We start from the raw sequence: 12,245 nt of genomic DNA on the forward strand, positions 1-12,245 counted from the left end.
TTTTGGTTTTTTGCTTTCTTTTTTGCCTTTCCTTGAATTCGTTGTGGTCTATTTGTGTTGCCCCTGTGCGGGGCGGCACTTACTTTCTTTGCCGCCGCAAAGAAAGTAAGCAAAGAAAGCGGGCTCACACCGCTAGCTTATAAGTGGAGCCCCTTGCTCGGAGTGGGCAGTGGTGCGCCTTACATCCGTGCCCTCGCACATTCGACGTTAGTGACAAGGCAGTCATGCTTCCCGACTCGCACTCGTGCTCGTCGGAAGGGTTCGCTGTGGTGTCTGTTTGGCTTTTCGCTCTTCGCTCTTCGCTCTTCGCTCTATTGAAGGGTCAGCGCTCGCTCATTGCATTGGTTGCTTTGGGTCGGGGCCGAAGCGGTTTTGGCCTCGCGTTCCCTCGAAGCAGGCAAACACCAGGTTGGCGACGGGGCAAAGGGCCCACCAACCGCTTCGGTTGGAATCGTGCATGCGACGAACCAGCGCCGCCAGGCCCGGAAGGAACACCAGCAAGGGATAAAGGTTGCGCCAGAACCTGGACTCCTCCAGATCGAGGATGACCAGCACGACTCCGTAGGCAATCCCGATGATTACGTTGAACAGTAGGAACATCCAGTATTCCTTGCGACGCGCTCGTCCACTGAATTCAACGTACTTCGAAAGCACTAGCAGATACCATTTCATGTTTTTCTCTTTCTGATAGAAACGACCGAAAAAACCGCGCGCCGTGACGGACGCCACGCGATAGATGCCATTAAGACCGTGGAAACGTGTGCAGCGCCGGTTGCGACGGCTGTGCAGCTCTGACCAGACTTCCACGTGGCACCCAATACAAGACTACGCCGGCGAGAACGGGATAGGCGCGGGACATTTCGCAAGACAACAGGCGCGATTTCCGGTCGTGCGCGAAGCGGCAACGGCACCGCGAAGCGAACCCTTCCGGCGAGCACGCAGTGCAAGTCGGGAAGCATGACTGCCTTGTCACGGGCGTCGAATGTGCGAGGGCACGGATGTCAGGCGCACCACTGCCCCCTCAGAACTGGGGGAGCCATCTATAAGCTGGCGGTGTAGGCCCGCTTTCTTTGCTTACTTTCTTTGCGGCGGCAAAGAAAGTGAGTGCCGCCCCGCACAGGGGCAACGCCGATAGACCACCGCGAAATCAAGGAAAGGCCAAAGCGAGCCAGTGGGACCCACTTATAAGCCACCGGTGTAAGCCCGCTTTCTTTGCTTACTTTCTTTGCGGCGGCAAAGAAAGTAAGTGCCGCCCCGCACAGGGGCAACGCCGATAGACCACCGAGAAAACAAGGAAAGGCCAAAGCAAGCCAGGTGCAACACAAATAGACCACCGACAAAAAACAAGAAAAGGCCAAAGGGCCAAAAAGCACCCCCCGCACCCCACCGCGTACAATACCCCCTTACCCACAGCCCACCGGCTAGCCCCTCCATGTCCTTCGATTTCTTCCTCCCCTGCCCGCGCGGTCTCGAAGCCGCGCTCGCCTCCGAACTCGCCGAGATCGCCGCGAAGCATCTGCACGGCGCGCCGTTCGCGCCCGGCTCGCAAGTCCCCGGCGGCGTGCATTTTCGCGGCGGCTGGGCAGCCGGCATGGCGGCCAATCTGCATTCGCGCCTCGCGAGCCGCGTGCTGCTGAAAATCGCGCATCGTCCGTATCGCAGCGAGCAGGACATCTACGCACTCGCCGTCGAACAACGCTGGGAGCAATGGTTCTCTGCGAACGAAACGCTGCGCGTCGACGTCACCGCGATCAAGTCGCCGCTGCGCAGCCTCGAATTCACCACGCTGCGCGTGAAGGACGCGATCTGCGACCGTCTGCGCGAAGTCAGCGGCGCGCGCCCGAACATCGACACCGCGACGCCCGACGTGCGCGTGTTCGCGTTTCTCACCGCGACCGACTGCACGCTTTACCTCGACACCTCCGGCGACCCGCTCTTCAAGCGCGGCTGGCGCCTGGACAAGGGCGCGGCGCCGCTGCGCGAAAATCTCGCGGCGGGCATTCTGCGGCTGACGGGCTGGAGCGCCGGCACGCCGCTATACGACCCGATGTGCGGCAGCGGCACGTTCCTCGCCGAAGCCGCGCAGGTCGCGCTCGACATCGCGCCCGGCGCCGAACGCCGCTTCGGCTTCGAAAAGCTCAAGCAGTACGACAGCAAAACCTGGCAGACGCTGAAGGCCGCCGCGCTCGACGCCAAACACGCCGCCCGCAGCTCGCGCGCCGACCTGCAGATTTTCGGCAGCGATATTTCCGGCGACATGCTCGACAAGGCGCGCGCGAATTTCCAGCGCGCCGGCTTGCCGACCATTCCGCTCAAACAGGTCGACGCGCGCGGCATGACGCCGCCGACTTCGGCGCCGGGCATTCTCGTCGCCAATCCGCCGTATGGTGAGCGGATCGAAGTGCGCGGACGCAACGCGCGCGGCGAAATCCGCGAAGGACGTGAAGGACGCAGTCGCGACAACCGCGAGGACGACAGCTTTCGCCGCGCCCAGGAAGAAGCGCCCGACAGCGAGTTCTTCCAGTCGCTCGGCGACGCGCTCAAGCAGCGCTTCACCGGCTGGCACGCATTCATCCTGACGTCGGATCGCAAGCTGCCGGGCCAGTTGCGCCTGCGCGAATCGACGAAGACACCGCTCTTTAACGGAGCGCTCGAATGCCGGCTGTTCCGCTTCGATCTGATCGCGGGCAGCGTGCGTCAGCGGCCGCAAGGCGATACGCCTGCCGGTTAAGGCCGGTTAAGGCCGGTTAAGACAAGCGGCAAGCGACAAACAACAAGCGCCAAGCAAACGCAGCCAGAAACAAACCGCGGCCACACACAGTGCCGCGGTTTTTTCGCCTCGCCCATCCGCACGTCCGCACGTTCACACGATCTAACCCACCGCCCCACCCTACTGACACCACGCTGTCAGCAGCACCCCCGCACACTCCTCCTCACGCCATCCGGCGATTTATCCGGCTTACCGCCATCCACAGGAGAGTGTCATGTCCGCATCGTCCAAAGTTGTTGCATGGTTCGAAATCCCGTCCGTCGATTTCGACCGCGCCGTGCGCTTTTATGAAGCCGCGCTCGACGTGAAGCTGAACCGCCAGGAAATCGGCGGCCAGCCCATCGCCGTGTTCGGCTACGAAGAACCGGCGACGGGCGGCGCGATCGTCCACAGCCCGTCGATGACCCCGAACGGTGACGGCGTGCTCGTCTACCTGAACGCGCAGCCGACCGTCGACGCCGCGCTCGCCCGCATCGAAGAAGCCGGCGGCAAGACCGATGGACCGGTCATCAAGCTGCCGCAGGACATCGGTTATATCGCGTTTTTCATCGACAGCGAAGGCAATCGCCTCGGCCTGCATTCGCGCACCAACGGCTAACCGCGCTGCGGACAGCGGCCATCGAACGGGTAACGCCCGTGCGGGCGACACACGCATCGAGCCCGTCGTCCGAACGCTCACCTGAGCATTCACTCAAACGCTCGCCGAACGCACACCCAAGCGCTCGACTCAACGCTGAACTCAACGCCAACCCGAACGCTGACCGGAGCGCGGCATGCGGCGCTATCATCGCGGGACTGTCCCTGTCCTCTTCTACAAGACGCCCACGATGACGCGCCGCGCCGACCGTCTGTTCCAGATCGCCGAATTGCTGCGCGGCCGGCGTTTGACCACGGCGCAGCAACTCGCCGACTGGCTCAACATCTCGCTGCGCACCGTCTATCGCGACGTGCGCGATCTGCAGCTATCCGGCGTGCCGATCGAAGGCGAGGCCGGCATCGGCTACCGGCTGAGCCGCAGCGCGAGCCTTCCGCCGCTCACCTTCACCGCCGATGAACTCGCGGCGCTCGCCGCCGGCGCGCGCATGCTCGAATCGTGGGGCGGCGCCGGCTTCGCGAGCGGAGCGCGCGGCGCATTGGCCAAGATTGCTTCGGCGATGCCCGCAGACAAGCGCGCGTCCCTTGAAAGGCTCGCGATCTTCGCGCCGTCGTTCCATATCAAAAGCGATTTTTCGACGCAGCTCGACACGCTGCACCGCGCGATCGACGCACGACACGTGGTGAGTTTTGCGTACACGGATGCCAACGGCGCGGCGACGGAGCGGCGCGTGTGGCCGCTCGCACTCGCCTATTGGGGCGCGCGCTGGACGCTTGGCGCGTGGTGTGAATTGCGCGGCGATTTCCGCAACTTCGGGCTCGAGAAGATCCAGCAACTCGAAGTGCGCGAGCCGTATCCCGATCAGGAAGGCCGACGGCTCGCGGACCTGCTGCGGCATGTGAACGCCAAACCGAAACAGAAGTGAGCATTGCGCGGCGCAGACCTTCGCGCGCCGCGCAATTTATCGCGTGTTATTCGACCGCCTTGACCATATCCTCGATCACTTTCTTTGCGTCGCCGAACACCATCATCGTCTTGTCCATGTAGAACAGATCGTTGTCGAGCCCCGCGTAACCCGCCGCCATCGAACGCTTGTTGACGATCACCGTGCGCGCTTTATAAGCCTCGATGATCGGCATACCCGCAATCGGCGACTTCGGATCGTTCTTCGCGGCCGGGTTCACGACGTCGTTGGCGCCGAGCACGAGCACCACGTCGACCTGACCGAACTCGCCGTTGATGTCGTCCATTTCGAACACCATGTCGTACGGCACTTCCGCTTCGGCGAGCAGCACGTTCATGTGACCCGGCATGCGTCCCGCGACCGGGTGAATCGCGTACTTCACCTCGATGCCCTTCTCGACGAGCTTGTCGGTCAGCTCCTTCAATGCATGCTGCGCGCGCGCGACGGCAAGGCCATAACCCGGCACGATCACCACGGTTTCGGCGTTGCCGAGCATGAACGACGCGTCATCGGCAGAACCCGATTTCACCGGACGCTGCTCAGCCGATCCGCCCGCCGCAGCCGCGCCCGGCTCGTTGCCGAAGCCGCCGAGAATCACGTTGAAGAACGAGCGGTTCATCGCGCGGCACATGATGTACGACAGAATCGCGCCCGACGAGCCCACCAAAGAGCCCGCGATGATCAGCATCGGATTGTTCAGCGAGAAGCCGATGCCCGCCGCCGCCCAGCCCGAATACGAATTGAGCATGGACACGACGACCGGCATGTCCGCGCCGCCGATCGGAATGATGATCAGCACGCCGAGCACGAACGCGATCAGCGTCATGATGATGAACGGCAGCCACGACTGCGTGAAAAAGAAGATCACGCCGAAGCCGAGCATCGCAATCGCGAGCATCAGGTTGATCAGATGCTGACCCGCATAGACGACCGGCGCGCCCTGAAATAACCGGAACTTGTACTTGCCCGACAGCTTGCCGAACGCAATAACCGAGCCGCTAAACGTAATTGCGCCGACGAACGTGCCGATGAACAACTCGACGCGATTGCCATAAGGCAGAAAGCCCGGCACCGGATTCTCCGGATCGATCAATCCGAATGCCGCCGGCTCCGACACCACCGCATACGCGATGCACACCGCCGCGAGACCGATCAGCGAGTGCATCGCCGCGACGAGTTCCGGCATCTTGGTCATCTCGACGCGCGCGGCGACGAACGCGCCAATCGCACCGCCGACAATCAGCGCGGCGAACAGCAAGCCGAGCCCGAGCGCGAGATTCGAGCCCAGTGCATTCGCCTGCTTTGCGATCAGCGCGATGGTCGTGAGAATCGCAATCGCCATCCCGACCATGCCGAACGTATTGCCGATGCGCGCCGTCTTCGGATTCGACAGCCCCTTGAGCGCCTGAATGAAACAGACCGACGCAACCAGATAAAGCAGCGTGACGACGTTCAGACTCATTACGCGTTCTCCTTGCTCTTATCGGCGATGAGCTTTTTCGGCTCTTTCTTGCGGAACATCTCGAGCATTCGCCGCGTGACGAGGAAGCCGCCGAACACGTTGACCGCCGCCAGCGCAACGGCGAGCGTGCCGAAGAACTTGCCCGGCGTGCCGAGCGTAAGGCCGGTCGCGAGCATTGCGCCGACAATCACGATCGCGGAAATCGCGTTGGTCACGGCCATCAGCGGCGTGTGCAGCGCGGGCGTGACGTTCCAGACGACGTGGTAGCCGACGTAAATCGCCAGCACGAAAATAATCAGGTTGATGACGGTGTGGTTGAGCACTTCCATCGCCGTTTCTCCAGGTGAATTCGCGTTATGCCTTGCGCGCGACTTCGCCGTCGCGGGTGAGCAGCGTGGCCGCGACGATGTCGTCGGCGAGGTCGATGTTGAGCGCGCCTTCCTTCGTCACGATCAGCTTGAGGAAGTCGAGCAGGTTGCGCGCGTAGAGCGAGGACGCGTCCGCGGGCACCATCGAGGCGAGATTCGTGTAGCCGACAATCGTCACGCCGTGCCTGACGATCACTTTGTCGGCTTCGGTGAGCGGGCAGTTGCCGCCGCGGCGGCCTTCATAGTCCGCGCCGCGGCCCGCTGCCAGATCGACCAGCACCGAGCCCGGTTTCATCGCCTGCACGGTCTCGACGGAGAGCAGCGTCGGCGCCGCGCGGCCCGGAATCAGGGCGGTGGAGATCACCACGTCGGCCTGCTTCGCGCGCTCGTGAACGAGTGCCGACTGGCGTTGCAGCCACGAAGGCGGCATCGGCCGCGCATAGCCGCCGACGCCTTGCGCGGCTTCGCGCTCTTCATCGGTTTCGTAGGGAACGTCGAGAAACTTCGCGCCGAGCGATTCGATCTGTTCTTTCACGGCGGGACGCACGTCGGATGCCTCGATCACGGCGCCCAGGCGCTTGGCGGTCGCGATCGCCTGCAAGCCCGCCACGCCCGCGCCCAGAATCAGCACGCGCGCGGCTTTCACCGTGCCCGCGGCGGTCATCAGCATCGGCATGAAGCGCGGATAAAGCGTCGCGGCGAGCAGCACCGCCTTGTATCCGGCGATGTTCGCCTGCGACGACAGCACGTCGAGGCTTTGCGCGCGCGTGGTGCGCGGCGCGGCTTCGAGCGCGAAGGCGGTGACGCCCGCCGCGGCGAGTTGCTGCGCGTTCTCCGCGTTGAACGGATCGAGCATGCCGACGAGCGTCGCGCCGCGTTTGAGCAGCGGCAGTTCGGCTTCGGTGGGAGACTGGACTTTGAGGACGAGGTCGGCGCCAAAAGCGGTGGCCGCATCGACGATTTCCGCGCCGGCTGCCGCGAGAGCGTCGTCGGGAAAGCTCGCGCCGGCCCCGGCGCCGCTCTGGATGGTGACCCGATGGCCCTGCGCCACGTACTTCTTGACGGTCTCGGGCGTCGCGGCGACGCGGGTTTCGTGCGCGCGCGTCTCGGCTGGCACTCCGATGTGCATCGTGTTCCTCCTCGACTTACTGTTTGACGACAGATCGGCCGACGAGGCACGCCGGCTTGCAAGTGCAACGGCTAACGCCTCACTTTACCCGAAACATGGGGGGCGGCAGAAATCGGGGACAATCCGGGGGTGCGCGCGGATACGGGGCTCCGAGGCGTGCGGGCGGCGGCAGTCGCATGCGGCAAGTCGCCGCAGCCGGCCGCATGTCACCGGTCACCGCCGGCCGCCGCAATGAACCGGCAACTACCCGGCCGCGTCCCGCCCGCATCCCGGCAGTGAGCGGCCATAAACGGTAAAATGCGCACCCATGAAACCGGAAACCTGGCTGCCGCATGTGACCGTCGCGGCCATCGTCGAGCGTGACGGGCGCTTTCTCGTGGTCGAGGAACATACGGCCGCCGGGCTGCGCCTGAACCAGCCGGCCGGCCATCTGGAAGCCGGCGAAACGCTGCTGGAAGCGGTGATCCGCGAAACGCTCGAGGAAACCGCGCATCCGTTCACGCCCGAGGCGCTCGTCGGCATGTACATGACGCATTTCGAACGGCCGGACAACGGTGGCGTCACCTATTTGCGCTTCACGTATTGCGGCGCCGGCGGCGAACCGGAAGCAGAGCGCGCGCTCGATCCCGACATCGTTCGAACCTTGTGGATGAGCGCCGACGAACTGCGCGCCTGCCCCGAAAGGCACCGCACGCCGCTCGTCATGCAATGTATCGACGATTACCTGGCAGGCCGGCGTTTCCCGCTCGATTTCGTGCATACGCATTCGGTCGGGCCAAAGAGGTAGCCGTCACGAGCGGTCACAAGCCGCCACAAGCGGCCATCTCCACGATCCATGAAGTCACGCAGTACCCAGTGAGCATCTTATGAGCAAGCAGAAAGTCGTAGTAGGCATGTCGGGCGGCGTCGATTCGTCGGTCACCGCGTGGCTGCTGAAGGAACAGGGCTACGACGTGGTCGGCCTCTTCATGAAGAACTGGGAAGACGACGACGACAGCGAATACTGCTCGACGCGCCAGGACTGGATCGACGTGGTGTCGGTGGCGGACCTGATCGGCATCGACGTCGAAGCGGTCAACTTCGCGGCCGAATACAAGGACCGCGTGTTCGCCGAATTCCTGCGCGAATATTCGGCGGGCCGCACGCCGAATCCGGACGTGCTGTGCAACGCCGAAATCAAGTTCAAGGCGTTTCTCGATCACGCGATGTCGCTCGGCGCTGAAACCATCGCGACCGGCCACTATGCGCGCGTGCGCGAAAACAATGGCCGCTTCGAGCTGCTGAAAGCGTTCGACCATACGAAAGATCAATCGTACTTTCTGCATCGGCTGAATCAGGCGCAGTTGTCGAAAACGCTGTTTCCGCTCGGCGAAATTCCGAAAACGAAAGTGCGCGAAATCGCCGAGCAGATCGCGCTGCCCAACGCGAAGAAGAAAGATTCGACGGGCATCTGCTTTATCGGCGAGCGGCCGTTTCGCGATTTTCTGAACCGCTATCTGCCGACCCAACCCGGCCCGATGAAAACCACCGACGGCAAAGTGGTCGGCGAGCACATCGGCCTCGCCTTCTATACGTTCGGGCAGCGCAAGGGCATCGGCCTCGGCGGCAGCAAGGACGGCAGCGGCGAGCCGTGGTTCGTCGCGGGCAAGGACATTCCTTCGAACACGCTGTATGTCGCGCAAGGGCACGATCATCCGTGGCTGTTGAGCCATACGCTGAGCGCGGGCAACACGAGCTGGGTCGCGGGCGAGCCGCCGGCGGAAGGCTTCGCGTGCGGCGCGAAGACCCGCTACCGGCAGGCGGACGCGCGCTGCACGTTCAGCCGCGCGAATCAGCGCGAAGGTCTGTTCGAACTCACCTTCGACGACGCCCAATGGGCTGTCACACCGGGGCAATCGGCCGTGCTTTACGATGGCGACGTGTGCCTCGGCGGCGGCATCATCGAACACGCGGCGACCGGGCAGCCGGCCGTGCGCGAGCCGCAAAAGGCGGCACTGCTGAGCGCGCGCTAGCTTGCTGCGTTTCGCTCGCCGACTTCAACTCAGCAAGCCTTTGCACGACGTTTAAACCTCACCAACGACCCGCTCACGTCTTCCCGACAGGCAGTCGCTCGTTTTTCCCACGGTGGATCTGCCTGTGCTCCGCGCCCGGCAATCCCTCCGTGACGATTCACTGCACCGGAGTCCTCATGTTTTCTCGACGTTATCTGGCCATGTGGAGCGCCATCGCGCTCCTCGGTTTGTCCACGGCGCTCGCCGCGACGCAACACGTTTCGTGGTTGTGGATCGTCGTGCCGCTCGCGCTCGTCGCGCTCGGCATTTTCGATCTGACGCAACAACGGCACGCGATTCTGCGCAACTATCCGCTGTGGGGCCATTTCCGTTTTCTGTTCGAGTTCATCCGGCCGGAAATCCGCCAGTATTTCGTCGAAAACGATACCGACGAAAAGCCGTTCTCGCGCGCTCAACGCAGCATCGTCTATCAGCGCGCGAAGAACGACGTCGACAGCCGGCCCTACGGCACCGAACTCGACGTGAAGGCCGTCGCGCACGAATGGATCAGCCACTCGCTCGCGCCGACCACGCTCGATAGCCACGACTTTCGCATCGTGGTCGGCGCCGATCGCGCACAGCCTTATTCGATGTCGATCTTCAACGTCTCGGCGATGAGCTTCGGCTCGCTGTCGGCGAACGCGATCATGGCGCTGAACCTGGGAGCGAAGAAAGGCAACTTCGCGCACGACACCGGCGAAGGCTCGATGTCGAAGTATCACCGCGAGCATGGCGGCGACATCATCTGGGAAATCGCGTCGGGTTACTTCGGCTGCCGAAACGACGACGGCACGTTCAGCGCCGACAAATTCGCGAAGCAGGCCGCCGAGCCGCAGGTGAAAATGATCGAGGTGAAGCTGTCGCAAGGCGCGAAGCCCGGTCACGGCGGCGTGCTGCCCGCCGCGAAGATCACGCCGGAGATCGCAGAAACGCGCGGCGTGCCGATGGGCCGCGATTGCATTTCGCCGGCCACGCATTCGGAGTTTTCGACGCCGCGTGGGCTGCTCGAATTCGTCGACCGGCTGCGCACACTGTCGGGCGGCAAGCCGACCGGCTTCAAGCTGTGCATCGGCCATCCGTGGGAATTTTTCGGCATTGCGAAGGCGATGCTCGAGACGGGCATTCTGCCGGACTTCATCGTCGTGGACGGCGCCGAGGGCGGCACCGGCGCGGCGCCGCTCGAGTTCACCGATCACGTCGGCGTGCCGTTGCAGGAAGGCTTGCTGCTCGTGCACAACACGCTGGTCGGCATCGGCTTGCGGCAGCGGATTCGCATCGGCGCGAGCGGCAAGATGATCACCGCGTTCGACATCACGAAGACGCTCGCGATCGGCGCGGACTGGGTCAACGCGGCGCGCGGCTTCATGTTCGCGGTCGGCTGCATTCAGGCGCAGACGTGCCACACCGGACGCTGCCCGACCGGCGTCGCGACGCAAGACCCGGTGCGCCAGCGCGCGCTCGTCGTGCCGGACAAGGCCGACCGCGTCTTCAGCTTCCATCACAACACGCTGCATGCGCTGAAGGAGATCGTTCAGGCTGCGGGTTTGAAGCATCCTGCGGAACTGCGCGCGCATCACATCGTGCGACGTGTGTCGTCGCATGAGGTGCAGTTGATGTCCGAGCTTCTGAAGTATCTCGAGCCGAACGATCTTCTCAACGGGAATTATCGTTACTCGTTGTATGAGAAATGGTGGCCGGTTGCGCAAAGCGATTCGTTTTCGCCGAAGGTGGAGTTGGCGGTGGCGTGAAGGCCTCCGCTGACGAGAGCCGCTCCCCCTCCCAAAACGGACACCCCCCCGCCTTTCCGTTAAAATCTCCGGTTTAGCACTTCGCTCCACGGCCGCCCCGCGCGCTCACGCGCCCGCGGCGCGGCCCCATGCCCGAAAGGCACTTCATGCTCACGTTTCAGCAAATCATCCTGACACTGCAGTCCTATTGGGATAAGCAGGGTTGCGCGTTGCTCCAGCCGATCGACATGGAAGTCGGCGCGGGCACCTCGCACGTCCACACCTTCCTGCGCGCGATCGGCCCTGAGCCGTGGCGCGCCGCGTACGTGCAGCCGTCGCGCCGCCCGAAAGACGGCCGCTATGGCGAGAATCCGAACCGTCTGCAGCATTACTACCAATACCAGGTCGTGCTGAAGCCGGCGCCGGAAAATATCCTCGATCTGTATCTCGGCTCGCTCGAAGCGCTCGGCTTCGATCTGAAGCAGAACGACGTGCGCTTTGTCGAAGACGACTGGGAAAATCCCACGCTCGGCGCCTGGGGCCTCGGCTGGGAAGTGTGGCTGAACGGCATGGAAGTGACGCAGTTCACGTACTTCCAGCAGGTCGGCGGTCTGGATTGCAAGCCGGTGCTCGGCGAAATCACCTACGGCCTCGAGCGTCTCGCGATGTATCTGCAAAAGGTCGAGAACGTCTACGACCTCATCTGGACCGAGTGGGAAGAGCAAGGCCCGAACGGCCCGGAAACGCGGCGCCTGACCTACGGCGACGTGTACCACCAGAACGAAGTCGAACAGTCCACGTACAACTTCGAGCACGCGAACGTCGATCTGCTGTTCACGTTCTTCAACAGCTACGAGGCGGAAGCGAAGCGCATGATCGAAGCGCAGATCGCATTGCCCGCCTATGAACTCGTGCTGAAGGCCGGCCACACGTTCAACCTGCTCGACGCGCGCGGCGCGATTTCGGTCACGGAGCGCGCGGCCTACATCGGCCGGATTCGCGCGCTGTCGCGTCTTGTCGCGCAGGCTTATTACGATTCGCGCGAGAAGCTCGGCTTCCCGATGCTCGGCAATCCGGTGCACGGCGTGCCCGGCCTCACGACCGACGAGCAGGACGCCGCCATGCCGGCGTGGGCGCCGCCGCTGAAAGTCGAACGCAAGATCGACCAGGACTGACGAG

Annotated in this window: 11 protein-coding genes; 7 read left to right on the plus strand and 4 right to left on the minus strand. The window is 63.3% G+C overall.

Going from position 1 to position 12,245, the window contains the following annotated elements:
* Nucleotides 1-333: 333 nt before the first annotated feature.
* Nucleotides 334-807, minus strand: coding sequence for a DUF805 domain-containing protein (locus BGRAMDRAFT_RS06665; protein ID WP_232292235.1), 474 nt, complete (start codon nt 805-807; stop codon nt 334-336).
* A gap of 625 nt (nt 808-1,432) precedes the next feature.
* Between BGRAMDRAFT_RS06665 and BGRAMDRAFT_RS06670 the strand changes: the two genes are divergently transcribed.
* From BGRAMDRAFT_RS06670 to BGRAMDRAFT_RS06680, 3 genes are all read left to right on the plus strand, one after another.
* Nucleotides 1,433-2,731 (plus strand): THUMP domain-containing class I SAM-dependent RNA methyltransferase, encoded by a 1,299-nt coding sequence (locus BGRAMDRAFT_RS06670; RefSeq protein ID WP_006047927.1) that lies wholly within the window; start codon nt 1,433-1,435, stop codon nt 2,729-2,731.
* A gap of 253 nt (nt 2,732-2,984) precedes the next feature.
* Nucleotides 2,985-3,368, plus strand: coding sequence for a VOC family protein (locus tag BGRAMDRAFT_RS06675; protein ID WP_006047928.1), 384 nt, complete (start codon nt 2,985-2,987; stop codon nt 3,366-3,368).
* A 175-nt stretch (nt 3,369-3,543) separates the two neighbouring features.
* Entirely contained in the window at nt 3,544-4,290 is a 747-nt protein-coding gene (locus tag BGRAMDRAFT_RS06680; protein WP_006047929.1) for a helix-turn-helix transcriptional regulator, read from the plus strand.
* A gap of 46 nt (nt 4,291-4,336) precedes the next feature.
* On the opposite strand, the gene BGRAMDRAFT_RS06685 is transcribed toward BGRAMDRAFT_RS06680, so the two are convergent.
* From BGRAMDRAFT_RS06685 to BGRAMDRAFT_RS06695, 3 genes are read right to left on the minus strand one after another with little or no spacing between them, the layout of a single operon-like run.
* On the minus strand, nt 4,337-5,791 hold the full coding sequence (locus tag BGRAMDRAFT_RS06685; protein ID WP_006047930.1) for an NAD(P)(+) transhydrogenase (Re/Si-specific) subunit beta: 1,455 nt from the start codon (nt 5,789-5,791) through the stop codon (nt 4,337-4,339).
* Nucleotides 5,791-6,120 (minus strand): NAD(P) transhydrogenase subunit alpha part 2, encoded by a 330-nt coding sequence (locus tag BGRAMDRAFT_RS06690; RefSeq protein WP_006047931.1) that lies wholly within the window; start codon nt 6,118-6,120, stop codon nt 5,791-5,793. Before BGRAMDRAFT_RS06690 ends, BGRAMDRAFT_RS06685 begins: the two co-directional genes overlap by 1 nt.
* A 25-nt stretch (nt 6,121-6,145) precedes the next feature.
* Nucleotides 6,146-7,288: a Re/Si-specific NAD(P)(+) transhydrogenase subunit alpha gene (locus BGRAMDRAFT_RS06695; RefSeq protein ID WP_006047932.1), complete on the minus strand. Its 1,143-nt coding sequence runs from the start codon at nt 7,286-7,288 to the stop codon at nt 6,146-6,148.
* Nucleotides 7,289-7,595: 307 nt separating this feature from the next.
* Here BGRAMDRAFT_RS06695 and BGRAMDRAFT_RS06700 point away from each other — a divergent pair, with 307 nt between their 5' ends.
* The 4 genes from BGRAMDRAFT_RS06700 (at nt 7,596) to glyQ (ending at nt 12,241) form a co-directional block, all read left to right on the plus strand.
* A complete protein-coding gene (locus tag BGRAMDRAFT_RS06700; RefSeq protein ID WP_006047933.1) occupies nt 7,596-8,075 on the plus strand; it encodes an NUDIX hydrolase in 480 nt (159 codons plus the stop codon).
* A gap of 79 nt (nt 8,076-8,154) precedes the next feature.
* Nucleotides 8,155-9,300 carry a tRNA 2-thiouridine(34) synthase MnmA gene (mnmA, locus tag BGRAMDRAFT_RS06705; protein WP_006047934.1) on the plus strand — a complete coding sequence of 382 codons (1,146 nt, stop codon included), beginning with the start codon at nt 8,155-8,157 and terminating at the stop codon, nt 9,298-9,300.
* A 176-nt stretch (nt 9,301-9,476) separates the two neighbouring features.
* On the plus strand, nt 9,477-11,087 hold the full coding sequence (locus BGRAMDRAFT_RS06710) for an FMN-binding glutamate synthase family protein (RefSeq protein WP_006047935.1): 1,611 nt from the start codon (nt 9,477-9,479) through the stop codon (nt 11,085-11,087).
* 146 nt (nt 11,088-11,233) lie between these two features.
* Nucleotides 11,234-12,241, plus strand: a complete 1,008-nt coding sequence (gene glyQ / locus BGRAMDRAFT_RS06715) for a glycine--tRNA ligase subunit alpha (protein WP_006047936.1) — start codon at nt 11,234-11,236, stop codon at nt 12,239-12,241.
* Nucleotides 12,242-12,245: the final 4 nt, after the last annotated feature.

Origin of the sequence: Paraburkholderia graminis C4D1M (assembly GCF_000172415.1) — a bacterium.
GTDB lineage: Bacteria > Pseudomonadota > Gammaproteobacteria > Burkholderiales > Burkholderiaceae > Paraburkholderia > Paraburkholderia graminis.

What these genes read in the sequence shown, in the direction of transcription:
- BGRAMDRAFT_RS06670 (WP_006047927.1), top strand. Translation starts at nt 1,433, where the DNA reads ATGTCCTTCGATTTCTTCCTCCCCTGCCCGCGCGGTCTCGAAGCCGCG.
- BGRAMDRAFT_RS06675 (WP_006047928.1), top strand. Translation starts at nt 2,985, where the DNA reads ATGTCCGCATCGTCCAAAGTTGTTGCATGGTTCGAAATCCCGTCCGTC.
- BGRAMDRAFT_RS06680 (WP_006047929.1), top strand. Translation starts at nt 3,544, where the DNA reads ATGCGGCGCTATCATCGCGGGACTGTCCCTGTCCTCTTCTACAAGACG.
- BGRAMDRAFT_RS06685 (WP_006047930.1), bottom strand. Translation starts at nt 5,791, where the DNA reads ATGAGTCTGAACGTCGTCACGCTGCTTTATCTGGTTGCGTCGGTCTGT.
- BGRAMDRAFT_RS06690 (WP_006047931.1), bottom strand. Translation starts at nt 6,120, where the DNA reads ATGGAAGTGCTCAACCACACCGTCATCAACCTGATTATTTTCGTGCTG.
- BGRAMDRAFT_RS06695 (WP_006047932.1), bottom strand. Translation starts at nt 7,288, where the DNA reads ATGCACATCGGAGTGCCAGCCGAGACGCGCGCGCACGAAACCCGCGTC.
- BGRAMDRAFT_RS06700 (WP_006047933.1), top strand. Translation starts at nt 7,596, where the DNA reads ATGAAACCGGAAACCTGGCTGCCGCATGTGACCGTCGCGGCCATCGTC.
- mnmA (WP_006047934.1), top strand. Translation starts at nt 8,155, where the DNA reads ATGAGCAAGCAGAAAGTCGTAGTAGGCATGTCGGGCGGCGTCGATTCG.
- BGRAMDRAFT_RS06710 (WP_006047935.1), top strand. Translation starts at nt 9,477, where the DNA reads ATGTTTTCTCGACGTTATCTGGCCATGTGGAGCGCCATCGCGCTCCTC.
- glyQ (WP_006047936.1), top strand. Translation starts at nt 11,234, where the DNA reads ATGCTCACGTTTCAGCAAATCATCCTGACACTGCAGTCCTATTGGGAT.